The organism is Pseudomonas peradeniyensis (genome assembly GCF_014268935.2).
Classification (GTDB): domain Bacteria; phylum Pseudomonadota; class Gammaproteobacteria; order Pseudomonadales; family Pseudomonadaceae; genus Aquipseudomonas; species Aquipseudomonas peradeniyensis.
In genome coordinates this window covers 891134-914265 of sequence record NZ_JABWRJ020000002.1, presented here as the reverse complement: position 1 = coordinate 914265, position 23132 = coordinate 891134, and the positions used below count along the sequence as shown (strand labels likewise).

The 23132-nt window shown below is 62.1% G+C and carries 20 protein-coding genes; 7 read left to right on the top strand and 13 right to left on the bottom strand.

What is annotated here, in order from left to right; genetic code table 11:
* Window positions 1-119 precede the first annotated feature (119 nt).
* Window positions 120-1421: an NHL repeat-containing protein gene (locus tag HU751_RS13600; protein WP_186731978.1), complete on the top strand. Its 1302-nt coding sequence runs from the start codon at window positions 120-122 to the stop codon at window positions 1419-1421.
* Here the strand turns inward: HU751_RS13600 and HU751_RS13595 are convergent.
* A complete protein-coding gene (locus HU751_RS13595; protein ID WP_186731977.1) occupies window positions 1405-2325 on the bottom strand; it encodes an iron-sulfur-binding ferredoxin reductase in 921 nt (306 codons plus the stop codon). The genes HU751_RS13600 and HU751_RS13595 overlap by 17 nt on opposite strands.
* A gap of 272 nt (window positions 2326-2597) precedes the next feature.
* Between HU751_RS13595 and HU751_RS13590 the strand changes: the two genes are divergently transcribed.
* Both HU751_RS13590 and HU751_RS13585 read left to right on the top strand, forming a co-directional pair.
* The gene (locus tag HU751_RS13590) at window positions 2598-3866 is read left to right on the top strand and encodes an NHL repeat-containing protein (protein WP_186731976.1); all 1269 of its coding nucleotides are present in this window, start codon (window positions 2598-2600) and stop codon (window positions 3864-3866) included.
* A 321-nt stretch (window positions 3867-4187) separates the two neighbouring features.
* On the top strand, window positions 4188-5711 hold the full coding sequence (locus tag HU751_RS13585; protein WP_011532463.1) for a fumarate hydratase: 1524 nt from the start codon (window positions 4188-4190) through the stop codon (window positions 5709-5711).
* Window positions 5712-5775: 64 nt separating this feature from the next.
* Here the strand turns inward: HU751_RS13585 and HU751_RS13580 are convergent, their stop codons facing one another.
* The 7 genes from HU751_RS13580 to HU751_RS13550 all read right to left on the bottom strand — a co-directional run bounded on the left by HU751_RS13580 (window position 5776) and on the right by HU751_RS13550 (window position 11342).
* Complete coding sequence (locus HU751_RS13580) at window positions 5776-6366, bottom strand: GNAT family acetyltransferase (RefSeq protein WP_186731975.1); 591 nt, start codon at window positions 6364-6366, stop codon at window positions 5776-5778.
* A gap of 162 nt (window positions 6367-6528) precedes the next feature.
* On the bottom strand, window positions 6529-7107 hold the full coding sequence (locus HU751_RS13575; protein ID WP_186731974.1) for a DJ-1/PfpI family protein: 579 nt from the start codon (window positions 7105-7107) through the stop codon (window positions 6529-6531).
* Between the two features lie 74 nt (window positions 7108-7181).
* Window positions 7182-8339: a phospholipase D-like domain-containing protein gene (locus HU751_RS13570; RefSeq protein ID WP_186731973.1), complete on the bottom strand. Its 1158-nt coding sequence runs from the start codon at window positions 8337-8339 to the stop codon at window positions 7182-7184.
* 1 nt (window position 8340) lies between these two features.
* The gene (locus tag HU751_RS13565) at window positions 8341-8922 is read right to left on the bottom strand and encodes a YceI family protein (protein WP_050703892.1); all 582 of its coding nucleotides are present in this window, start codon (window positions 8920-8922) and stop codon (window positions 8341-8343) included.
* Between the two features lie 44 nt (window positions 8923-8966).
* Window positions 8967-9263 carry an amidase gene (locus tag HU751_RS13560; RefSeq protein WP_186731972.1) on the bottom strand — a complete coding sequence of 99 codons (297 nt, stop codon included), beginning with the start codon at window positions 9261-9263 and terminating at the stop codon, window positions 8967-8969.
* Window positions 9260-10336, bottom strand: coding sequence for a serine hydrolase domain-containing protein (locus HU751_RS13555; protein ID WP_186731971.1), 1077 nt, complete (start codon window positions 10334-10336; stop codon window positions 9260-9262). Before HU751_RS13555 ends, HU751_RS13560 begins: the two co-directional genes overlap by 4 nt.
* 118 nt (window positions 10337-10454) lie before the next feature.
* On the bottom strand, window positions 10455-11342 hold the full coding sequence (locus HU751_RS13550) for an acyl-CoA dehydrogenase middle domain-containing protein (protein ID WP_186731970.1): 888 nt from the start codon (window positions 11340-11342) through the stop codon (window positions 10455-10457).
* A gap of 133 nt (window positions 11343-11475) precedes the next feature.
* On the opposite strand from HU751_RS13550, the gene olsB reads away from it, so the two are divergent.
* Together olsB and HU751_RS13540 are read left to right on the top strand one after the other, a co-directional pair.
* Entirely contained in the window at window positions 11476-12231 is a 756-nt protein-coding gene (gene olsB, locus HU751_RS13545; protein ID WP_028689712.1) for an L-ornithine N(alpha)-acyltransferase, read from the top strand.
* Window positions 12231-13013: a lysophospholipid acyltransferase family protein gene (locus HU751_RS13540; protein ID WP_186731969.1), complete on the top strand. Its 783-nt coding sequence runs from the start codon at window positions 12231-12233 to the stop codon at window positions 13011-13013. The genes olsB and HU751_RS13540 overlap by 1 nt, the downstream gene beginning before the upstream one ends.
* Window positions 13014-13023: 10 nt before the next feature.
* Here HU751_RS13540 and HU751_RS13535 read toward each other — a convergent pair whose 3' ends face one another.
* The gene (locus tag HU751_RS13535) at window positions 13024-13608 is read right to left on the bottom strand and encodes an acyl carrier protein phosphodiesterase (protein WP_186731968.1); all 585 of its coding nucleotides are present in this window, start codon (window positions 13606-13608) and stop codon (window positions 13024-13026) included.
* Window positions 13609-13759: 151 nt separating this feature from the next.
* Between HU751_RS13535 and HU751_RS13530 the strand changes: the two genes are divergently transcribed.
* The gene (locus HU751_RS13530; protein WP_023628827.1) at window positions 13760-14062 is read left to right on the top strand and encodes an ArsR/SmtB family transcription factor; all 303 of its coding nucleotides are present in this window, start codon (window positions 13760-13762) and stop codon (window positions 14060-14062) included.
* 24 nt (window positions 14063-14086) lie between these two features.
* Window positions 14087-15136 (top strand): alkene reductase, encoded by a 1050-nt coding sequence (locus HU751_RS13525; RefSeq protein ID WP_186731967.1) that lies wholly within the window; start codon window positions 14087-14089, stop codon window positions 15134-15136.
* A gap of 14 nt (window positions 15137-15150) precedes the next feature.
* On the opposite strand, the gene HU751_RS13520 is transcribed toward HU751_RS13525, so the two are convergent.
* The 4 genes from HU751_RS13520 to HU751_RS13505 form a co-directional block, all read right to left on the bottom strand.
* A complete protein-coding gene (locus HU751_RS13520) occupies window positions 15151-17322 on the bottom strand; it encodes an autotransporter outer membrane beta-barrel domain-containing protein (protein WP_186731966.1) in 2172 nt (723 codons plus the stop codon).
* Window positions 17323-17487: 165 nt separating this feature from the next.
* Complete coding sequence (locus HU751_RS13515) at window positions 17488-19662, bottom strand: AsmA family protein (RefSeq protein ID WP_186731965.1); 2175 nt, start codon at window positions 19660-19662, stop codon at window positions 17488-17490.
* A 34-nt stretch (window positions 19663-19696) separates the two neighbouring features.
* Window positions 19697-21859 (bottom strand): hypothetical protein, encoded by a 2163-nt coding sequence (locus tag HU751_RS13510; RefSeq protein WP_186731964.1) that lies wholly within the window; start codon window positions 21857-21859, stop codon window positions 19697-19699.
* Between the two features lie 448 nt (window positions 21860-22307).
* Window positions 22308-23132, bottom strand: a complete 825-nt coding sequence (locus tag HU751_RS13505; protein WP_186731963.1) for an ATPase — start codon at window positions 23130-23132, stop codon at window positions 22308-22310.

The following is a 23132-nucleotide window of genomic DNA, read 5'->3' as shown; positions in this document are numbered from 1 at the left end:
ATGCGCCGCGCGACGCCCGGTCTTTTGCGCACTGACATCCCTCCCACCTGTTATTTCTGCCAGTTGTCAGCCCCGCGCCTGCACATGAATGATCAAGGCCCTGCATCAGCAGCGACGGGATGAAAGCCATGAAGGCCCAAGGCAGCGCAGCGTTTCCATTCGATCCCCTCCACCCACTGAAAATCTTCGAACCCGACATCGCCGGCATTGCCACTTCCGTGAAAGTGGGTAATGACCGCGTCTATGTGGGCAGTGCCTACACGGGCGAAGGCTTCAATACGGGTTACGCCATCTTCCGGCTAAAAGACGACTGCTGCTTCGACAGCAACTTTGGTAAACATGGTAAAACCACCGGGACCTTCTTGCCTGGCTACATTTCGACGGGCTATCACCTCATACACCGAATACACAACGGGCAGGACCAGTTCATGGTGCTGGGCATGACCTACACCACCATTTTCGAACAAATGCCTGCACTGGCCCGCTTCAATGCAGATGGCAGTCTCGACGAGACTTTCCAGACCGGCGGGCATCTTGCAATCAAGCGACCCATAATCACCGACGACAACAAACCACTGAAAAGCCCATTCAGGCCGGCGTTCGCCAGGTTTTCAGAAAAGAAACGACAGATCACTGCCCTGACTGCCAACTGGCAAATGAAGCCCGTTGAAAACGGCTTCATCGTGTTCGGCAATTACTACGGCCATGACCTTGTGGTGATGATGTTCGACTGGGATGGGAACCTGGTCAAATCTTTCAATGGCCATGGCTTCAAATACCTTGAGCGCCCGGACGGCAATGCGGGTGTGGTGTATGGCCATTCGGTCGCCATGGACGAAACCTCCATCCTGATCAGTGCCAGTAGGCAAACGGCTGATTTGAAATTTACCGGGGCCTTTGTCACACGCCTGACCTTCGATGGGCGCCATTTACCTGGTTTTGGCAAGCAGGGGTTCGCAGACTTCCCCGACTTGCAATTGATCAGGCATATCGCGCTGATAGCAGGCGAAAGAATCATTGGCTGCGGGCAAAACGCAGAACGCGCTGGGCTGCTTTCTGCGGTGCACTATGAAAATGGCGACCCTGACAATAATTTCAAGCGAAAGCCCGTCATGCCGGAAAACGGTAGCGAGGTTCGATGGGACCGAATAGTCATGCTTTCTTCGGGCGAACTTGTCACCGTAGGTCAAAACACCGTGACGACCAGCAACATGCCGACCATCCTCGCACGCTTCAGTGCAAACGGTACTCCGGACTTATCCTCACTTCACACCCTCAACGCACGGATGATTACCATGCCCACAGGGTGTGAGATCACGGAAGAAGGCCATTTTCTGCTCCATGGCCAGACTCAACTCCCTGGTGCCTTCACCGGTTTTACCGCACGACTCAGTAACTCCAAGCTCAGACATGCTCGGTGAATACATCAGCGAATACTTGATTTCGTGGCAAGCCAGCAATGAACAGACGCCTTGCAAACTGTTCGACTCGACTGGGCGCCCCGCAAACAAGCGTAATGGTTTCTCGCGAAACAGGACGCAGCGTGGCAAGGGTTTGCTCGAATTCAGTGGCACTGACCCACTCGATTTGAAGTTGCGGGCAGTTATTTTGCAGTTTTGCAAGTTCGCTGACGAGGTAGTGTTCTCCCACATGCATCAACCTGATACTGCCTTGGTGCTCCTGCCTCAACGCCTCACGCAAAATGCCCCACAGCGGCGCAAGCCCGGTGCCTGCCGCCAGCAGCCAAAGCGGCCTGTTCTGCCAGTCCGCATCGTAATGCAGTGCCCCACCGCGAAGTTCACCCAAGCGCAACTCATCGCCAGCACTCAACAACCGGGCCTTGTCACAGAATTCACCCGCACGCTTGCAGTCGATGTGAAACTCCAGAAAATCATCCTCACCCGGCAAACTGGCCAGTGAATAAGGGCGAGCCACCGTGCCGTTCCACAGCACCAGGTGCTGGCCTGCCTGGTAACGCAACGCCCGTTGTGGCTTGAGGCGAAGCCGGAGTACATCGCCAATCCAGACGGCCGATATGACCTGCGCAGGCAAGCCGTCTTCTTGTGGATCGAACACCGCCACGCGCAGGTCACTTACCACCCGACACTGGCAAGCCAGGCGCCAGCCCTGCGCGTGCTTTTCAAAGGCCAAGGCTTCGGGAAGCACATCCACTGGTTGCCCCTCCAGGCAATGCACCAGGCAGGCGTGGCAACTGCCGGCGCGGCAGCTATAGGGCACATTCAAGCCTGCTTCGTTCAAGGCATCGAGCAAGTTGCTGCCGGTGGGCACTGTCCAGCGGTGTTGGCCCACGCAGAGTTCGGGCATGATCGGTCATTCTCCAAGCGTATGGCTTGCACTTTAAGCCAAGTGTCCGCTGGCAGCAAAAAAGATGCCCACCACCATCCGGAAAATGGCAGGTCGCCTCCGGATTGACATGACAACGTTGCCAACCTGCCCATCAACATGAAAAACAACCGACACGCGATATTTACACACGCCTGAACAGCCACTTACGTGTCAACTATTATAAATGTCAGTTTCGCTCCCCTGCCATTCCATAAACAATCAAATCTCTTCCAGCACGTGGTGTTTCAATCATGAAATTTGAGAGTGTTAAATCCAACATACTGGATCCTGCTTACGGGACGGACGGAGTCGCTTACCTAGACGACAGCCTGATATCGATCAATCAGTCAATCAGCATCGGAAACAAACGATTGTGCGTGGGCATGGCCCGATTTGAAGGCGGGCGTGGCTACGTGCTATTGCGCGTTGATAACAAGGGTGTACTGGATGAGACCTTTGGTAGTGGAGGCATGATTGTCGGCACGTTCCTTGATGGCCATGATTCTTTTGCCAATGGCATTCACATACAAGATGACAAAATTATAATCACGGGTGTTTACTACGAGGGGTCTTCTACTTATCCAGCACTGGCTCGGTTCAGTGCAAGTGGAGGACTAGACCCAGACTTCGGCAATCACGGGCACAAAATCATCGAAATCCCTCCACTTCAATCCATGTACAGCACCAGTCAGCCATCCCTACTCGAGCCAATTCCAAGGGATAAAAACAAAGACTCAGGTATTTCCAGCATATCGACTGGAGATGGGTTGCTGATCACCTATCAGTACGCTTTTTCATTCGTGTCACTGATCAAACTCGACAGTAATGGCGAATTTGACAGGAGCTTCAACGGCGATGGCTTTAAACTAATAACCCCTCCAGACACTGTAGAGTGCACCGGAATGGTGACACTGGTTGGCGACAATGAAATATTCTTGTGCGGGCTTACTTCAACGAAGAATGGCCTAACCCCTTACATTGCCTGTGTAAAACGTACGGGAGAAGAATTCAAAAAATTCGGCAATGGCGGCTACCTCCTGTACGGACAGGGGAGCCCCCTACTCTTCCATGATCTTGACTATATTAACAAGGAGCAAACTCAGTTTGTTTGCATTGCCTCTGATGGCATGACCAAAGGACACCTTACTGCGTTCAACCTCGAAGGTAATAAACTTCCAGGCTTCAAAGATCAGAATACCGATTTCGGTGGCAGTGGTGGTCAGTGGACTAGCGGTCATGTAGACCAGGCCAGAGGGAAAATCATTACGACCGGTTCGACAGTGGGTAACCCAGACGAAGTGGACGTCGTAGTAGGTCGATTTGAGCTCGATGGCACGCCCGATCAAAGCTTTGGCGACAAAAATGGATGGGGACGCGTAGACCTAAAGGGCAATTTCGATATTGCCTTTCGCTCAAGCCTCGAAGAATCCGGTAAGACCGTCGTTTACGGAACAGGCTTCTTGAACAACCCACCCCTATCTCGTTTCGGGTACTTGCTCCGCTGTAAAACAGAGGTCTGAGGACTCTGTTACTTAGGTGTACGCTCCAAGGCTGCGCTCCCGTCTCATCCAAGGCAGCGCAGCCGCGCTTTTCGGCTTTTCCGAGCGTCATTTTTGCAAACCTCATGAGGTGCACTGTCACCTGCCCGGCAAAATCAATGCCCACCCCATCCCGACCATGGTCCAGACCAGTCGCAGGTGTTTCACACGGTCAGCCGCGCTATACTGCCGCGCCTTTTTCCGTCGGCCTGACCTGCCGGCGCCTTGCAGGCGCTTCGACACGCTGGTCGGCACCGTCGAGCGCCGTAATGAATGTTCCCGTCTTTAAGAGGAGCGCGCTGCATGACCGTGATCAAGCAAGACGACCTGATTCAGAGCGTCGCCGACGCCCTGCAATTCATCTCGTACTACCACCCCGTCGATTTCATCCAGGCGATGCACGAAGCCTACCTGCGTGAAGAATCGCCAGCTGCACGCGACTCGATCGCCCAGATCCTGATCAACTCGCGCATGTGCGCCACCGGCCACCGCCCGATCTGCCAGGATACCGGTATCGTCACCGTGTTCATCCGCGTGGGCATGGACGTGCGCTGGGACGGCGCCACCCTGAGCGTCGACGACATGATCAACGAAGGTGTGCGCCGCGCCTACAACCTGCCCGAGAACGTCCTGCGCGCCTCGATCCTGGCCGACCCGGCCGGTGCCCGCAAGAACACCAAGGACAACACCCCGGCCGTCATCCACTACTCCATCGTCCCCGGCGACAAGGTCGAGGTCGATGTCGCGGCCAAGGGCGGCGGCTCGGAGAACAAGTCGAAGATGGCCATGCTCAACCCGTCCGACTCGATCGTCGACTGGGTACTGAAGACCGTCCCGACCATGGGCGCCGGCTGGTGCCCGCCTGGCATGCTCGGCATCGGCATCGGCGGCACCGCCGAGAAAGCCGCGGTCATGGCCAAGGAAGTGTTGATGGAATCCATCGACATCCATGAACTGAAGGCCCGTGGCCCGCAGAACCGCCTCGAAGAGATCCGCCTGGAGCTGTTCGACAAGGTCAACCAGCTGGGCATCGGCGCTCAGGGCCTGGGCGGCCTGACCACCGTGCTCGACGTCAAGATCATGGACTACCCGACCCACGCCGCCTCGCTGCCGGTGTGCATGATCCCCAACTGCGCCGCCACCCGTCACGCCCACTTCGTGCTCGACGGCTCCGGCCCGGCCGAGCTGGAAGCGCCGTCGCTGGACGCCTACCCGGAAATCGTCTGGGAAGCCGGCCCGAGCGCCCGTCGCGTCAACCTCGACGACATCACCCCGGAAGAAGTCGCCAGCTGGAAGCCGGGCGAGACCATCCTGCTCAACGGCAAGATGCTCACCGGCCGCGACGCCGCGCACAAGCGCATGGTCGAGATGCTCAACCGTGGCGAAGAGCTGCCGGTCGACCTCAAGGGCCGCTTCATCTACTACGTCGGCCCGGTCGACCCGGTCGGTGACGAAGTGGTGGGCCCGGCCGGTCCGACCACCGCAACCCGCATGGACAAGTTCACCCGCCAGATCCTCGAGCAGACCGGTCTGCTGGGCATGATCGGCAAGTCCGAGCGCGGCCCGACCGCCATCGAGGCGATCAAGGACAACAAGGCCGTGTACCTGATGGCCGTCGGCGGTGCCGCCTACCTGGTGGCCCAGGCCATCCGCAAGTCGAAGGTCCTGGCCTTCGCCGAGCTGGGCATGGAAGCGATCTACGAGTTCGAAGTAAAGGACATGCCGGTCACCGTCGCGGTGGACAGCAAGGGCGAGTCGGTGCACATCACCGGACCCGCGCTGTGGCAAAGCAAGATCGCCGAGAGCCTGGCAGTGGAAGTGAAGTAAGCCTTCCGCTGTAGCAACGACGGCCCCATCGCGGGGCCGTCGTCGTTTCACAGCCCCCTGAATCTCAAACAGGCAGCGCCTTGAGCCAGAACGACATGATCTTGGCCGACTTCGCCTGCTCATCCAGGTCACGCCAACGGTAGGCGGTACGCAACGACGGCTCGTGCAGAAAGCCTCGGTTTCGCCAGAAGCCCTGCAATGGCTTGTAGTCCGCCGGGCGCCGCGGATGTCCGGAGGGCCGCTCCACTGCACAGAACGCACAGCAGTCGAACTCGGCCAGCTTGTGCGCATAGGATTCGCGCTCGATGAAAAAGCGCACGCCGAGCCCCTGTCCACGGTAAGCCGGCAGCAGCACCGACTCGCCGAAGTAGTAGACCGAAGCCGGATCACGCCCCTGGGCGAGAAACGGTTGCTGCAGCTCGGGATCGACATCCACCAGCGGCAGGCCGGTGGCAGCGCCCACCACCTGGCTGCCATCCAGCGCCAGCACCACCAGGCTGCGCCCGGACTCGGCGTAACTGGACAGGTAATCGGCCTGGTGGCTCAGGGAGCTGTCCAGGAGATAGGGAAACTCGCGAAACAGCGTCAGACGCAGGCGCGCGAGGTCATCGATGTAAGGCGCGATGGCGGCGCCATGGAGCAGACGTATTTCCATGCGGGGCGGTCGTCCTGTCGATGGGCATGACTGAGGTTCACCCTAGCATCCCCCCTACCCCACGGCCTTTCCCCTGCGCGACAGGTATTTCTCCATGACCGCTACAAATGTTCGATCCCTGTAGGAGCGGCCTTGTGCCGCTCCTACAGTTCAGCGTGTCAGTCAGGAGATACGAGTGCCCAGCACCTTCAGAAACGCTGCCAGCCACGCCGGATGCGCAGGCCAGGCCGGCGCGGTAACCAAGTTGCCATCCACGTGGGCCTGGTCCACCGCGATATCGATGAACCGCCCACCCGCCAGCCGTACCTCGGGCGCACAGGCGGGATAGGCGCTGCACTCGCGCCCTTCGAGCACGCCTGCCGCCGCCAGCAACTGGGCCCCATGGCACACCGCCGCAATGGGCTTGCCGGCCTGGTCGAAAGCCTTGACCAGCTCCAGTACCCTGTCGTTCAGGCGCAGGTATTCCGGGGCGCGGCCACCGGGGATCAGCAACGCGTCATAGCTTTCGGCACGCACCTGGACGAAGTCGAAGTTCAGGGCGAAGTTGTGCCCCGGCTTCTCACTGTAGGTCTGCTCGCCCTCGAAATCGTGGATCGCCGTGCGCACCGTCTGCCCGGCAATCTTCTCCGGGCACACGGCATGGACGGTATGGCCGACCATGGCCAGGGCCTGGAATGGCACCATGACCTCGTAGTCCTCGACGTAGTCGCCCACCAGCATGAGAATCTTCTTCGCCGTCATCGCATCCACTCCTTCCGTTGTCTGGGAACAATCCCTGCACGATAGTCCGCTTTGCCCGACGGCGATATACGACGCTAGTTTCTGCGATCCAACAGATTGGCCACCACCCGGTCGAGCCAGCCCCACAGGCGCTGCTGCACCCGCCGCCACAACGGCCGCGCATGCCAGCGCGCCAGATCGACTTCCAGGCTCTGGGCGAAATCACGTTCGAAACTGGCGGCCACGGCAGTGGTCAGCGGCGGGTCGAGGGCCTCGACGTTGGCTTCGAGGTTGAAGCGCAGGTTCCAGTGATCGAAGTTGCACGACCCCACGCTGACCCAGTCATCCACCAGCACCATCTTCAGGTGCAGGAAGCACGGCTGGTACTCGAAGATACGCACCCCGGCGCGCAGCAGTCGCGGGTAGTAGCGGTGCCCGGCATAACGCACCGCCGGGTGGTCGGTACGCGGCCCGGTCAGCAGCAGGCGCACATCGATGCCCTTCTGCGCGGCGCGGCGCAGTGAGCGGCGCACGCTGAAGGTCGGCAGGAAGTACGGCGTGGCCAGCCAGATACGGCGCTGGCCGCTGTTCAGGGCGCGCACCAGCGCATGCAGGATGTCCTTGTGCTGGCGGGCGTCGGCGTAAGCCACCCGGCCCATGCCCTGGCCCTGGGCCGGGACCTGGGGCAGACGCGGCAGGCCGAAGCCCTCGGGTGGACGCCAGGCGGTGCGGCGCTGGTTGGCGTGCCACTGGCGATCGAACAACAGCTGCCAGTCTGTGACGATCGGCCCCTGCATGCGCACCATCACCTCGTGCCATTCGCTGGCCTCCTCGCCCGGCGTCCAGAACTCATCGGTCACCCCGGTGCCGCCGACCACCGCCAACCGTTCATCCACCAGCAGCAGCTTGCGATGATCGCGATAGAGGTTGCGCAGGCCCCGGCGCCAGCGCAGGCGATTGTACCAGCGCAGGTAGACACCCGCCGCCAGCAGACGCTCGCGCAGGGCCGTGGGGAAGGCCAGCGAACCATAGTCGTCGAACAGGCAGCGCACCCGCACGCCGCGTCGCGCCGCCTGCTCCAGGGCCTCGACCACCGCCTCGGCGCAGGCGCCGCCCTCGACCAGATACAGCTCCAGGTCGACCTGGAACTCGGCGCGCACGATCGCCAGCAGCATGCGCGGAAAGAACTCGGGGCCGTCGATCAGCAGTTCGAACTGGTTGCCATCCCGCCAGGGGAAGACCGGCCCCGGCATGTCAGCGGGCGGTGAAGATCAGCACCGCGCTCACCGGCACCGAGGGGTTGATCGACTTGAGCCCGGCCAGCTTGCGCAGGTTTTCCAGGCCCGGCAGCAGGCCGAAGTCCGAGGCGCGCAGGATCAGCGGCTCGAGGGTCACCACCTGGAAACGTCGCTCGTCCAGGCGCGTGGCCAGCAGCAGGGTGTTGTAGCTGCGGGTCTGGCCATGCAGGGTGACGCTGACCGGCAGGCGCAGCTCCAGCTGCGCGCCATTGGCCAGGTCGTTGATCGGACGCAGGTCGATCTGCGCCTGTACCGTGGCCTCGGGGAACTGCTCGAAGGCGAACAGGTTGTCACGCATGCGCTCGTCGCGCAGCGGGATACCGCTGCTGATCGAGTCCATCTCGATGCTCACTTCGGCCGCGCCCTTGCGGTCGACCTTGCCGTGCAGCACCAGGAATCGGTTGACCTCGGCGATATTGCCGTTCTTGCCGGTGACGAAGGACAGGCGCGAGGACTCGCCGTCCAGGTGCCAGTTGGCATGAGCGGGCAGGCACAGGGCGAGCAGAAGGGCGGGCAGCAGGCGGGACGGCTTGAACATGTGAAATCCTGTAAATCAAGGCCGTCAACCTTACCCGCACGGTTTCACGGCAGCAAGCGGCAACCCTCGCGCACGCCCTGCCAGGCGGCCTGGTTGCGCCGGCCCAGGCCCTCGGCGGTGACCATGCGCCGGGCGCCGTCCTCCTCCAGCAGGCTCAAGGGCAGGTACTGCTGCACATAGCCTCGGCAGTAGGTTTCAGCAAAGCCCATGACGAAGCGGCACGAGCAGTACTCCTTCGCCGAATAGGCCGAAAGAATGCCCGGGAAGTCCGCGAGTGCCTGGCGCTCATGCCAGGCCCAGGCCAACCCGGCCAGCAACAGCACGAGTACGACCCGCTTCATGCCCCCTCCCCGGCCACGGCGGCCAGCACCCGCTTGAGCAGTTCGTTGTGACTGAAGCTGGCGTCGCGGTCATCGGCATAGCGCACGATCACCAGCTTGCGCGAGGGCAGCACATAGAGCGCCTGGCCCCAATGGCCGAGCGCGGCGAAGGTGTCCGTTGGCGCATCCGGCCACGGCGCCGGCTGCCCGGGCAGCGGCTGGTTGAGCCACCAGTGACCGCCGGGGTTGGCTTCGCCCGGCACCGGCTGGGCGGCGCTGAACAGGGTTCGATTGAACGCCACCCACTCGGCCGGCAGCAACCGGCCCTCGCGCCAGCGTCCATCGCGCTGCATCAGCAAGCCGATACGCGCCAGGTCGCGGGCGTCGAGATAGAGGTAGGATGAGCCGACATAGGTTCCCGCGCCATCCCGCTCCCAGACCGCGCTTTTGATACCCAGCGGAGTGAACAGGGCCTGCCAGGGGTAGTCGGCATAGCGCGCGGGGTCGAGCATACCGCGCAGGCTGGCGGCGAGCAGGTTGCTGTCGCCGCTGGAATAGGCGAATTGCGTGCCGGGCGCACTGACAGCGGGCATGGCCGCCGTGTAGGCCGCCATGTCGGCGCGGCCGCGGGTATAGAGCATGGCCACCACCGACGACTTCAAGGGCGCGTATTCATAATCCTCCTGCCAGGCCAGGCCGCTGGCCCAGTGCAGCAGGTCGATCAGGCGCAGTCCGGGATGTCGCTGCAGAGCCGGGTAGTAGCGGGCGGCCGGGTCATCGAGCTTGAAGCGCCCCTCGCCGTAGGCCACTCCCATGACCGTGGCCAGCACGCCCTTGCTCACCGACCAGGTCAGGTGCGGCGTATCGACGCGGGTTGGTTCGGTATAGCGCTCATGGAGAATACGGCCATCGCGGATGATCAACAGCGCGTCGGTGCGAATGCCTCCGCGTTCGGCAGCGCGCGGCGCGAAGGCGTAGGTGTCGACGGCCTGCCAGTCGATAACGGCGTTATCGACTGGCCACTGCGCCGAGGGCCAGTCTTCGGCCCAGGCCGGGGCGGCGGTCATGGACAGGGCAAGCAACAGTGCCTTCATGGGGAGCAACCTGCAAAGGGCTGCTGTGCGCCCATCGCGGGGCAAGCCCGCTCCCACAGGTCCCGCAATGGGGCGCACAGCGGCCCAGGTTCAAAGGTGCCCCCAGCCTCTCAGGCTTTCATGACAATCCGGCGGCACTCCATGCCTTGGCCAGTCGCTTGTCACGGGCCACGCCGGCCAGCGCCAGCAGGCCCTGGTCGCGCTGCCAGAGTTGCGCCCAGTGGTCTGGACCTGCTGCCAGCGCCTGGTCGATCTCGCCCCGCAAGCCCTGGAACTGGGCAAATAGGCCTCCCAGCAGCAAGTGGCAGGCCACGCTGTCCGGGCATTGCCGGCTGCCCTCGGCACAACCGGCCAGCAGCCCGATCAATCGCAGCCGCAGATCCTGCGGCCAGGCGCACTCCTGGGCCACGCCGTGCAGCCAGGCCACCAGCGCGGCGAGCACATAAAGGTCTTCAAGGGAGCGGAAGGGTTTGACGTAGGCGTCCCAGCCATCGCCGGCAAGCAACTCGCACGCAGCCTCCTTGAGCAGCAGCCGGCCATGGCCGACTTCGGGCATCAACGGCAGGGTCGGCAAGGCCTCGAGGCTGACACCGGGCTCCCCCGGATAGACCACCGCCAGTTGCAACCGCGGCGTCTCGCCCGGCGCTTCATGGCGCGCCGCCACCAACAGCCATTCGGCGTCCAGCCCGGCGGTGACGAAGTCCTTGCTGCCGCTCAGGCGCAAGCCATCGAGGCGGGTATGCATGTCAGCCGGGCGCACGCTGCGCCGCTCGGTGGCGCACAACGCCCCCAGGCTGGCGGGCGCGCTGGGCCAGAGCACGCGCAGCGCCGCCTGGTAACCGAGCAGGAAGGCCAGGCCCGGCGTGGCCATGGCGCGCCCGCCCAGCACCGCCAGCTCGAACGGCGCGACCGCGCCCAGGTGCTCGAGCACCGCCGCGTAGGTTTCACCCAGGGTCGCCGCCAGCGGGTGGCGCAAGGGGTCGTTGAGTCGTTGCAACCAGGCCATCGCAAGCTCCTTGTAGGGGTGTCACGCAAGCATCACCAAAGATTCACAGGGGTGACACCGGGCGTACCTAGGCTGACTTTGCACAACAAAGCCGACCGGCCGCAACCCTTTGGCTGGCTTATGGAGACTCGCAATGACTCGGATCGCTCGCTCTGGCGACAACAGCACTGAACGCCGTCTGCAAGCCGAACGCCTGGTCGGCGCCGCGGCCCTGCAGGAAGCACAGGCCCTGCGCTTCAAGGTGTTCAGCGCCGAATTCAAGGCCAAGCTCAAGGGCGCCGAACACGGCCTGGACATGGACGACTACGACATCCACTGCCGCCACATCGGCGTGCGCGACCTGGCCACCGGCCAGCTGGTCGCCACCACCCGCCTGCTCGACCACCAGGCCGCCAGCAGCCTGGGCCGCTTCTACAGTGAAGAAGAATTCAGCCTGCACGGGCTGTTGCAGCTGCAAGGCCCGATCCTCGAGCTGGGCCGTACCTGCGTCGACCCGGCCTACCGCAACGGCGGCACCATCGCCGTGCTCTGGAGCGAGCTGGCCGAAGTGCTCAACGAAGGCCGCTACAGCTACCTGATGGGTTGCGCCAGCATCCCCATGCAGGACGGCGGCGTGCAGGCCCACGCGATCATGCAACGCCTGCGCGAACGCTACCTGTGCACCGAGCACCTGCGCGCCGAACCGAAGAACCCACTGCCGAGCCTGCCGCTGCCGAACAACGTCATCGCCGAGATGCCGCCGCTGCTCAAGGCCTACATGCGCCTGGGCGCGAAGATCTGCGGCGAGCCTTGCTGGGACGAGGACTTCCAGGTCGCCGACGTGTTCATCCTGCTCAAGCGCGACGACCTCTGCCCGCGCTACGCCCGTCACTTCAAGGCGGCGGTCTGATGCCGCGCCTGCGGGCCAGTGCCCGCCTGCTGCGGCTGCTCCTGGTACTGGCCCTGGGGCTGGCAATGGCCAGCATCATCGCCCTTGGCGAACGCCTGGGCCTTAAGGCCTCGATCGAACGCCGCCAGCGCTGGACACGCCTGTTCATGGGCCGCCTGGTTGCCGCCCTGCCCTTCGACGTAAAGGTCAGGGGTGAACTGCCACAACGGCCGATGCTCTGGGTCTGCAATCATGTCTCGTGGACCGATATCCCGCTGCTCGGCATGCTCACGCCGCTGTCGTTCCTGTCCAAGGCCGAGGTGCGGCACTGGCCGGTGGCCGGCTGGCTGGCCGAGAAGGCCGGGACCCTGTTCATCCGCCGTGGCGGTGGCGATGCCCAGCGCCTGCGCCAGCAGATCAGCGATCAATTAGGCGAGCAACGCCCCCTGCTGATCTTCCCGGAGGGCACCACCACCGACGGTCGCACCCTGCGCACCTTCCATGGGCGTCTACTGGCCGGGGCCATCGACCAGGGCACGCCGCTGCAGCCAGTGGCGATTCAATATCTGCGCGCAGGCCAACCCGATCCGATTGCGCCGTTCATTGGCGAGGACGATTTGGTGTCCCATCTGATGCGGCTGTTCGGGCGAGACCGGGGCGAGGTGGTGATCCACCTGTTAGCGCCGATCGGCAGCGAAGGCCAGGAGCGCGCGGCGCTGGCGTTTCAGGCGCAGCAGGCGGTGCGTCTGGCGTTGTTCGGCATCGAGGATGTCGAGCCGCGCCGCCAGGCCAAGGCAGCTTGAACAGTTGACGTCAGCTGGACCGGCCTCGTCGCGCTGCCGCAAATGCCTGCAACTGCGGATAGAACTCGCGAAAATCCGCCAGCAGTAGCTCGTACAGGCGCTCCAGCTCTTCCATCACCCCGTCCATCCCCTCGGGCCGCGACAAGCGCCGGGCAATACCGCCAAACACCTGCTCCAGGGTTGCGAAGTTGCCATAAGCCCCGAGCCAGTCATCCGCCGCCATGAACGGCGCGATCCGCGCCAGCCGGCCCGGCAGTTGCGGCTCGGCCAGCAGCACTTTGTAGAAGTCGCCGGTGAACTGCGCCAGCGGCTGCTCTGCGTACTCCCCCCAGTGCCTGGCCAGGCAATGATCGAAGAACACATCCAGCACGATCCCGGCGAAGCGTCGCCGCTCGCGCGGGAAACGCGCCAGCGCCGCCAGCACCAGCGGGTGGCTGTCGGTGTAGCTGTCGATATGCCGGTGCAGCCGGATCGAAGCCTCCAGCGCCGGCGGAAAACGCCCTTCCAGCGTGCCTTTGACGAAGTCGCCATACAGGCTGCCAAGCAGTTGTTGCGGCGCGGGGCCGCCCAGGTGAAGGTGCGCGAGGTAGTTCATGGCGCCAGTCTAGCACCGCCGGCGCCCATATCGTCATGAACCGATATAGCCAATGACGCTTGCCTCAGAACCCTTTCATATTTGTCTATCGCGATGCAGCGATTTATATTTCGCTCCATCGCGATATACCGCTACACACCACGAGCCAACCATGCCCCTCGATCTCGACGAAATCATAAAAGCCCTGGCCCACCCGGTCCGGCGAGACATCCTCAACTGGCTGAAAGACCCGGCCGCGCAGTTCCCCGAGCAGCACCACAGCACCGAGCACGGTGTGTGTGCCGGGCAGATCGACCAACGCTGCGGCCTGTCGCAGTCGACCGTCTCCGCCCACCTGGCCACCCTGCAGCGCGCCGGCCTGATCAGCAGCCAGAAGATCGGCCAGTGGCATTTCTTCAAACGCAACGAGGCGACCATCAAGGCGTTCCTCGAGCAAATGAGCCAAGAGCTCTGACCTGATCCAAGCGAGGCTTTGCACATGACTACGCTGTTCGACCCGATCACCCTGGGCGACCTGGAACTGCCCAACCGCATCATCATGGCCCCGCTGACCCGTTGCCGCGCCGACGAAGGCCGCGTGCCCAACGCGCTGATGGCCGAGTACTACGTGCAGCGCGCCAGCGCCGGCCTGATCCTCAGCGAGGCAACCTCGGTCACGCCGATGGGTGTCGGCTATCCGGATACCCCCGGGATCTGGAACGACCAGCAGGTGCGCGGCTGGCACAACGTGACCAAGGCCATCCACGGCGCGGGCGGGCGAATCTTCCTGCAGCTGTGGCATGTCGGGCGCATCTCCCACCCGTCGTACCTGAACGGCGAGCTGCCGGTGGCCCCCAGCGCGATCCAGCCCAAGGGCCATGTCAGCCTGGTGCGCCCACAGAGCGACTACCCGACCCCACGGGCCCTGGAAACCGAGGAGATCGCCGATATCGTCGAGGCCTATCGCAGCGGCGCCGAGAACGCCAAGGCCGCCGGCTTCGACGGCGTGGAGATCCATGGCGCCAACGGCTACCTGCTTGACCAGTTCCTACAGAGCAGCACCAACCAGCGCAGCGACCGCTATGGCGGCTCGCTGGAGAACCGCGCGCGGTTGCTGCTGGAAGTCACCGACGCCGCCATCGAGGTGTGGGGCCCGGGCCGCGTGGGCGTGCACCTGGCACCACGGGCCGATGCCCACGACATGGGCGATGCCGACCGTGCCGAGACCTTCACCTACGTGGCCCGGGAGCTGGGCAAGCGCGGCATCGCCTTCATCTGCTCGCGGGAGAAGGAAGCCGACGACAGCATCGGTCCGCTGATCAAGGCGGCGTTCGGCGGCCCCTACATCGTCAACGAGCGCTTCGACAAGGCCAGCGCCAATGCGGCCCTGGCCAGCGGCAAGGCCGATGCGGTGGCCTTCGGCATCCCGTTCATCGCCAACCCCGACCTGCCCGCGCGCCTGGCCGCCGATGCGCCGCTCAATGCGCCGCGTCCGGAGACGTTCTATGGCAAAGGGCCGGTGGGGTATATCGATTACCCTCGCCTGTAGGCGATTGCGAGCGATCAGAAGTTGTAACGCAAGCCCAGGTTGACGCCGTACGGCTGCTCGATGTGCTCGCCATTGCTGTACTGGAATTCACCGTGCAGCTGCAGCACGTCGCTCACCTGCGCCACCACGCCCACCGCCACCTCGCCCCGGGTGCCGGACAGATCGTTGGTGAAGCGGTTGTCGTTGACCTTGACGCGGTTGTCGTTGATGAACTCATGGGCGGCCGCGACTTTCAGGTAGGGCTGCAGGAGGGCCCCGCTGTCCAGCGCCAGGTTGCGCCCGACCTGGGCCCCGACCTTGCCCAGCAGCGAATTGGCGCCGTTGCTCTCGGCCCGCAGGCCGTTGTCCAAGGTGTAGCTGTCGCCATCGACCCTCAGCGTGGACAGCTGGGTGAATGGCTCGACATACCAGCCATCGTCCAGCTTGATGTGCCGGCCAACCTCTACCGATGCCCCGAGACCGTCGTTGTGATACTCGCCCTTGGTCTTGCGACCATCGCTCATCACCACGTCATTGCGGTTACGGAAGCGGTTGTACTTGAGCACCGCGTCGATGTAGTAACCACTGTCGGCCATCCAGGTGCTGTAGGCGCCTGCATAGTAGCTCTTGATCTTGCCGGATGAACCGAGGCTGTAGTCCAGGTCCGACTCGCTGTAGCCGCCCATCACCCCGAGCAGCCAACGGCCATCGTAGCCCGGCAGCGCGCCGTCGGCACCGAAGCTGAGGCCATTCTGGTCCTGCTGGTAGGCCACGGCAGAACTGGCAGAGAGGTTATAGCGGTTGCCATAGCCGCGCATCCACAAGCCCTGGCCCTGGCCAAGGCGCAGCTCGCCCATGCGGCTGCGTAACGACGACAGTTCGCCGTACCACACCGTCGGCGCGGCGCTGAACATGCCCAGCACCGCACGGGCGCTCGGGGTCAGCACGTTGCCGGGCTTCTGCTTCAGGTACCAGTTGTCCTCGCCGTCGCCTTTTTCCAGGGTGTAGAGGAAGGTTCCGAAATCAATATCGTGCAACAGGCCAAAAGTGGCATCGCCGCCACCGGTCTCGACGATGCGATGCGGCGCCTGCCCTTCCACCGGATCGACACCAGTGCTGGCGATGCTCAACTGATGATTGCCCTCTGCCGTGCCCGTGATCTTCAGCAGATCGCCGGTGCCGCTGGCCAGGTCGATGCCCATCACGAACACGCCCGAGCCCTCGAGGCTGTCGAGCGTCAGCGTCTTGAAACCGGGCGTGGTATCCCGATCGGTGAAATCGACGGTGCCGTCGTCCAGCGAGAGATCTCCCACCTGGGCATCCTGGGTCAGGGTCCAGCGGCCACCGCTTTGCAGGGCCAGGCTCTGGACATTGACCAGGTTACCCCGAAGCGAGGCATTGTTACGCAGGACCAGGTTGGCGCTGCTGATGTCATCGACCACCACATCGCCGGACAACTGGCTGTTATCGGCGGCGAAATCGGCGGTCATGCCGCCGGTGACCTCGAGGATCGTGCCGTTACCGCCGATCAGCTGGCTGCCGTTGTTTACCTCGATAGTTGCCGTGCCGGTGGTTCCGTCAGCGGCCGCCCGAACCAGTATGGCGCTTGCGGTTTCGCTCATGACCATGGAACCATCCAGCCTCACCTGCGAGCCGCCACCTCCGTCGGCGGCCAGGTCTTGGGTGACATTCAGGCCATTGGTCTTGCCACTTATGACGGTACCGCCGGAGGCGACCAGGGTTGAGCCATTGAGGTACGCGCCCATCTGCCGGGTGCCGGTCAGCGTGCCGCCGATGAGTTCAAGCACACTGCCGTGGCTGAGTGCCGCCCCGCTGCCACCACTGATGGTACTGCCCTTCGCGACAATGGTTGAGGCATTGACCGCACCGACACCGTAGCCGGACGCTCCCGCTGTAACTGTCGCCCCGTCGAGTGACGCTTGGGTACCTTCGCGCATTGAGATACCTGTCTGCGCACCGGAGGCTGTTACCTGCCCTCCGTTCACCGTGACAGTCGAACCGCTCTCAGCAATTATCATCAAGGTACTGCCGCCGGCAGTGACTTCCAGGTTCGACCCATTTATCAGGTGATAATCCTCGGCTACCGGTGTGCTGACCGTTTCATCCTGACCATCAAGTACCTTGGCCTCGGCCAGCCCCGTCCCGGCCATGGCGCTGACCAGGCCCACCACAACACTCAAGGGCATCGCTGAAATCTTCGATTTCACATTGCTCTCCCGTTTGACCTCGTTAACCGAGCGGTGGGTAGTCGATTGACCTCGGCACCGCCAAAAAGAGCGCGCAGTGTCGGCAAGAAGCCAAGGAACTTCTGTAGGACTTTTCTTCAATTGAGCGAAATACGCCGTATTTTCCTAATCAGGTTGAAAGCTCGAGGCGGGTGAAAACTGCCTGGTTTCGGGCTTGCTCGGGTCCTCGAGGAAGGAGTAGTTGGCGAATACGGTTTTCCTGCGATCAGCCTCGGCCCAAGCCTTGTCGACGAGGATCAGGAAGTACCGACCGTCCTGGTAGACCTCGAAGATTGCTCTCCTGTACTCACCACCTTCAGCCTGCCAATGGATGTCGACCTTGTCCTTGGCCTTGATGCCGTCGTAGCGCAAGGAGAACTTGGGCACATCACCGCCGAACGACATGTACTGCGGCGCCTGCAGATCGTCGCGAGCTTGCGCCAACACGTTGAGTGCGAGTACATCGGAGGACTCTCCGTCCCCGCCACCAGCCGGCTTGACCAGGTAACTGACCGACACGGTCTTGCCGATGAAGGCCATCAGTACGCCGATGGGCACCTCGAAAACCAGGTCGCCCGGTGTTGCGACCCTCTTCCAGGGCGACTGATAAGTGAAGTCCGTGCGTTTGAGGATCCACTTGCGCGCCCACCTGACAACGCGCGCCCAAACGCCGCTCTCCTCCTCCTCACCCACCCAGCGAACGGCAACCTCTTCGTTCTCCTTCATTCCGGGGTAGCGGGCCACGGTGACCTTCACATGGGTTGCGTCGATAAAGTCCCGATGAAAATCCAGCTGGTCCTTGTCGTCACCGAATGCCTTCTCGACTTCCGGCCGGCGCAAGACATTGGGCACTCGCCAGCCCCGCGAAGGTGAAGGCGAGACTGCACCGCCCCCGGAGGTCAAGGTGCAGGACAATTCGAGCGACCCGCCCCGTAGTGCTTCTACCTTGTCCTTGCCGACAATATGGTCGAAAGGTCCGTCATCCTTTACCTCCAGCAACCATTGATCATCGACAGGATTGCCCTCGGCATCGGTCCCGTGCCACTCCAGCAGGAGCTGGTCGCCGACCAATATGTGCTTGTCAGGCTGGATGCGTACTGTCGCCCCCTCAGTCGGCAACGCCTCGGGGTCAAGCCACTGGTCGGGGGCCTCGACGATCTCAGGCGCCTTGAGTACGAAGGTTCCGGTTACCTTGACCGTATAGGTGTCAGACGTGCGCCAGGGCGCGCCGCTGATGCGATAGAGCACCGTGGCGCTGCCCTGCAGCGCCTGCGCCGCGTGACTGTTGTCCAGCGGGAACTCCAGATCTTTCTCAAGATCCTCCGCCTCCAGCGTTCCGATTCCGTCGAAGACCGGAGGCAGTGACGTGCCATCGGCGGTCAACCCAACCCAGATCAACTCCAGTGTCTTGCCATCCCAGGTGAGGTCAGGCGTGATGATGACCTTGACGGGCTTATCGCCCAGCGCATTGAAATCGAGCTCATCGCGGTCATTGACGCCCTCCACCCTGGGCGCAGGCAGCGTCTGGGTCAGACACAGGGTCAGTGAATCATGGGCAAGGGAGACCACGGACTCATTGCCTGTCAGGTCTTGCACCTGGTAGGTGAAGCTGATTGGTATCCTGTCGAACAAGGCCTGCAAGTTCGTCAACGATAGAGTGGCCTCGGTGGGGTCAGCCTCGCTCTCGACCTTGAACGGGCCTTCGGTCACCGACTCGACGCCGTCGGTCATGGCAAGGCTGATCTGATCACCCAACTTCCGCCCGTCGTAACCACTGACGCTTATCGTGAGCTTGCCGCCGACGAAATCGGACTCAAGGATGTGCCCTCGCGCCTCCACATCGGCTGGGAACACCACTCTGCCCAGAGCCCCCTCCGAGCCGCCTGGAGCCTGCCTGTCGATGCGAACGTTACGCTCCTCGAGCCGCTCCCAGACATCACTTCCAGGTAGCCGAGCCCCATAGCCAAGCGGGAAGCGCTTGTCCTCCCCTTCAGCAACGCTGCCCCAGTAGCTGGAAGGAATGGCGAGCATGAAGTCGGGGCCAGGCTCGCTAGGAGGATTCGCCTCCTCTCTGGTTACCTCATGAAAGGCCCCCGTTACGCGATCAAGGATCTCGCCATCCCATGTCAGCGCGATGACGATGCCCTCAACAAGTTGATCCCACCACGGCACACTCACCTCAAGTGGCTTGCCCTGCCTTTCAATTGGCAGGAGTTCGGCGTTTCCCTTACCGTCGTCCCGCAAGTCGACAATCAGGTCCGGGAGTGCGAGCGTCCCGGTGACGTCAATGGATCCTGCCATGCGCTCACCCTCCACGGATCGTGGTTCTCTCGGCCTATGGACGTGGCAATGCCTGACCGCAGCAGCGGCACACTTCGGCACGGGGCTGCTTTTCAGGGAACGGGCAGGAATCTTCGCTTGGTTTTCTGATCGCCACAAAGACACGACCATGGCTGGATCTCTTGGTCCCAATCTTGTTGTCCGCCGTATATTCAACCGTCGCGGTGCCAAAGCAGACCTTGTAGGCCCATTCCTCATCAATCGTGCCAATGATTACCTTGTCGCGCGCGTTATCGTCACTAAGCTCGATCTTTGGGAGATCGTATGTGGCTGCGCTAATCGGAGCGCCCTCACTGCCCACCATCCCGTCATCCGCCCTAAGGTGAATCTGGATCGTGTGACCCTGAGCGGCTCCGTCATACAACGCGATGCGATACGGCACGCCGTTCTTCGCCTGGGTTCGGTCGATCGCGCCTTGACTGTTGAGGCGAGTGAATTCGAGCACATCCAGATCACCGCCACCGCCCGGCAGGTCTCCGGGGAGGGTGACCTTGACATCTTTGAAGCGCGGGAACGCAGGGTTGTCTTCAGTGTCTGGATCTGCATCAAAATCACGGGCGACGAGATAGGTCGTTGGCACCTGGCCACTGGGCAAGTCATCCAGCCAGTCGGGGTCCAGGTCACGCTCTACGTTACGATCGTTTGTGGCTTCGCCTGGGCTTACAGGGTCGAGGGGGTAGGCAATCTTAAAGTTGTTAGTAACGGGATCAATCTCGTCCCCGAGGACAAACCACAACCGATCACCTTCCAGCAACAGACGGTTGCCATCCGAATCGTCCCAAGGGATGCTCAAGGTGGCCCCTCCGCCATCCTCGAAACTCTTGAAATCCTCTGGCGCGACTTCATCCACCTTGCCCGAGATCTTGCCCGTCAGAACCGCCTGTTTCAGCTTACCGTGCCCCGGAATCTCCGGATCGGGGTCAGGCCCGCCAGGCAATTGCAGGTCGACATTGACCACGTTCGGGGTTACCGTTTCGGCGATCATGGTGCCCGCGCGCCACAGTTGATAGCCGATACTGACAGGACCGTTCTGCGGGCCACGGCTGGTAAGCGCATACAACAACATGATCTTCATCAGCTGGACTGACTGTGGTGGAAACGGCACTTTGTGTTCGTCGGACGGTTGTCCGTTCCACAGCACGACGATCTTGTCGTTGGCGTGAAGGCCTGTGATTCCGGGGATCTTAACCAGGATCCCTGCTCGAGCATGTTTGTCGAGTAGCAGCCGAGGTTTTAACTCGTTATCGCCAAACTTCGGCACTTCCAGTTTATCAAGCGCGACCGGGATGTCCTTCAGCAAGAGTTTCAATGTGTTGTGCGGTACGGACTCGAATGAAGGATTCCCGGGCCGATCAGTCACGACATATGAGGTGGTGATGAGCACTTCATCTTCTAAAGTATCAAATGCCGTCAATGGCAACTGTACGACTGTCGCATCACCACTGCTGATGACCTTGGCCATCGCCGGCGGGCTGGTGTTAGTGCCGTCGGTGATCTTCACAGCAATTTCATCATATTTCCGCTGGTCCGTATACCCCTGAACGGTTGCCTCCAACACGTCAGAAATGAAGTCCGACTTTAGAATATATCCCCTGGCCTCGATCGCATCAGAGAACGTTATCTTCGCCAGGGTACCCGCGCTTCCCCCCGGGGCGTGCTTGTCGATACGCACGGGCCGAGCAGGGCCGGCGATCCAGTCATCGGAGCCGACTTGCCTGACAGAATATCCCAGCATGACCTCTTCATCCTCTCCAGGGAGAATGGCATCCAGGTACTTGACGGGCACCGAGAGCTGGAACCTGAATGTATCATCTGCGGCCTCTGCCGGAAGCACATCGTGCCAGGCGATGTTCTCATCTTCATCCTCCAGCAACAGCTCCCCATCCAACGTCAGGGCGATAGTCTGACCCGCCACGGCGTTTTCCCAGATAAGGACTTCTACTGCCAGGTTCTTGCTCTGTTCTGCAACAGGCAGAACTACGCCGGGCGTTCCGGGAATGGCATCGGGATCTTCCGTGATCAGGCTGGCCACTTCCAGCGGATTGTAGGTGTCCGCCGGGAACCCTCCGTGGGGATAGATAGCGATAGAGCGTTTGCCAGTTGTCTTTGATGACTTGCGAACTTGTTCACTGTCGTGAGCGGATACAGGCTTGTTCATAGCACTCTCCCGAACCAATACAATTCATGAAGCACAAGGCCGTACCCCATAAGACATGGCCATTAGATAAGTACTGCTTGCCGGTCGACTGCATCAACTTTCAGGCTTGACCTTTACTGGCAGCACTGTCGACTTGATGCAATAGATTTAACAAACCTGGAAGCATTCAACACCTGGCAAAAATGCTAGGTGGCAGACTACGCGTGCTTTTAATTGAGATGAGGTGCGTATTGGAGGATGCTCGATCCGCTTCACGTTTGAACCCTTCACTCAAACATGTCGCGGCTGTGGCGAGTCGCGTGCAGGGCACGCCCCCATATTTCGTGGGAGCGGGTGGTGCCTGCAATGCTACTCCCTGTGAGAAAGCGCTGCCCGGGAGACTGGGTAATCTCCGCCAGGCCCCCTCACATCAAGTAGTGACGTGCCGACAGGCAATCAGCTGCCAGGCTCACGGCCGGGCGTTGATCTGCTGCTGCAGGTTCTGGATCTGGCTTTGCAGGGTATTGATGTTGCGCGTTACCTGCCCGCGGAAGGCATCGAACTCCTGTACCGAGGCGCCGCCGGCCGATGTGGCCGGGCGGTTGTCCACCTGGCTCTTGAGCACCAGCACATCCTGCTCCAGGCTCTCGATGGCCGCGCTCGGGTTGCCCTGTTTCTTCAGCGCCGCCACCTCATTGCTCAGGCTCTTGAGCTGACCATCCAGCTTGCCGCCATCTACCTGGCCCGACTTGAGCGCCGCAAGCTCCGCGTTGACCGCCTTGAGCTGAGCCTGCAACTGGCCCTGCAACTCGGCCACCGCCTTCTGCTGCTCGCGGGTGTCGGACAGCACCTGCTCCAGGCGCTTGCCCAGGTCCCCCGCCTGCCCGGCAACGCCCTGTTGCTGCTTGCCCTGCTCGGTCAGCGAGGCCTGCAACTGACGGATCTGCAGCTTCAACGCCTCGCTGCCGGTGCTGTTGCTGGACTCGCTGGCATCAACCTTGCCGCTGATCGCCTGCAGACGCCCGGCCGCCTCCTCGCTGATGCGGGCAAAGCTTTCCTGGGTCGCGACCAGTTGCTGCTCCATCAGGGTGATCTGCTGGAAGCTCCACCAGCCCAATCCGCCCAGGGCGATGAACGAGGCGCCGAGCAAGGCCCACAGCGGGCCGTTGCTGCGTGGGCGCGCCGCCTTCTGGCGGCTGCGGGCTACATGGGCGGGCAGCAGTTCATCGTCATCGGGGGTGCCGGCACGCAGGGTGGGCACATCGTCAAAATCGTCGTGGGCGTCATTACGCAT

Coding starts and splice junctions, on each gene's coding strand:
- HU751_RS13595 (WP_186731977.1), bottom strand. CDS start 2,325: ATGCCCGAACTCTGCGTGGGCCAACACCGCTGGACAGTGCCCACCGGC.
- olsB (WP_028689712.1), top strand. CDS start 11,476: ATGACTCGGATCGCTCGCTCTGGCGACAACAGCACTGAACGCCGTCTG.
- HU751_RS13560 (WP_186731972.1), bottom strand. CDS start 9,263: ATGAAGCGGGTCGTACTCGTGCTGTTGCTGGCCGGGTTGGCCTGGGCC.
- HU751_RS13555 (WP_186731971.1), bottom strand. CDS start 10,336: ATGAAGGCACTGTTGCTTGCCCTGTCCATGACCGCCGCCCCGGCCTGG.
- HU751_RS13570 (WP_186731973.1), bottom strand. CDS start 8,339: ATGCCGGGGCCGGTCTTCCCCTGGCGGGATGGCAACCAGTTCGAACTG.
- HU751_RS13575 (WP_186731974.1), bottom strand. CDS start 7,107: ATGACGGCGAAGAAGATTCTCATGCTGGTGGGCGACTACGTCGAGGAC.
- HU751_RS13540 (WP_186731969.1), top strand. CDS start 12,231: ATGCCGCGCCTGCGGGCCAGTGCCCGCCTGCTGCGGCTGCTCCTGGTA.
- HU751_RS13580 (WP_186731975.1), bottom strand. CDS start 6,366: ATGGAAATACGTCTGCTCCATGGCGCCGCCATCGCGCCTTACATCGAT.
- HU751_RS13530 (WP_023628827.1), top strand. CDS start 13,760: ATGCCCCTCGATCTCGACGAAATCATAAAAGCCCTGGCCCACCCGGTC.
- HU751_RS13565 (WP_050703892.1), bottom strand. CDS start 8,922: ATGTTCAAGCCGTCCCGCCTGCTGCCCGCCCTTCTGCTCGCCCTGTGC.
- HU751_RS13585 (WP_011532463.1), top strand. CDS start 4,188: ATGACCGTGATCAAGCAAGACGACCTGATTCAGAGCGTCGCCGACGCC.
- HU751_RS13535 (WP_186731968.1), bottom strand. CDS start 13,608: ATGAACTACCTCGCGCACCTTCACCTGGGCGGCCCCGCGCCGCAACAA.
- HU751_RS13525 (WP_186731967.1), top strand. CDS start 14,087: ATGACTACGCTGTTCGACCCGATCACCCTGGGCGACCTGGAACTGCCC.
- HU751_RS13510 (WP_186731964.1), bottom strand. CDS start 21,859: ATGAACAAGCCTGTATCCGCTCACGACAGTGAACAAGTTCGCAAGTCA.
- HU751_RS13590 (WP_186731976.1), top strand. CDS start 2,598: ATGAAATTTGAGAGTGTTAAATCCAACATACTGGATCCTGCTTACGGG.
- HU751_RS13505 (WP_186731963.1), bottom strand. CDS start 23,132: ATGCGTAATGACGCCCACGACGATTTTGACGATGTGCCCACCCTGCGT.
- HU751_RS13520 (WP_186731966.1), bottom strand. CDS start 17,322: ATGCCCTTGAGTGTTGTGGTGGGCCTGGTCAGCGCCATGGCCGGGACG.
- HU751_RS13515 (WP_186731965.1), bottom strand. CDS start 19,662: ATGGCAGGATCCATTGACGTCACCGGGACGCTCGCACTCCCGGACCTG.
- HU751_RS13550 (WP_186731970.1), bottom strand. CDS start 11,342: ATGGCCTGGTTGCAACGACTCAACGACCCCTTGCGCCACCCGCTGGCG.
- HU751_RS13600 (WP_186731978.1), top strand. CDS start 120: ATGAAAGCCATGAAGGCCCAAGGCAGCGCAGCGTTTCCATTCGATCCC.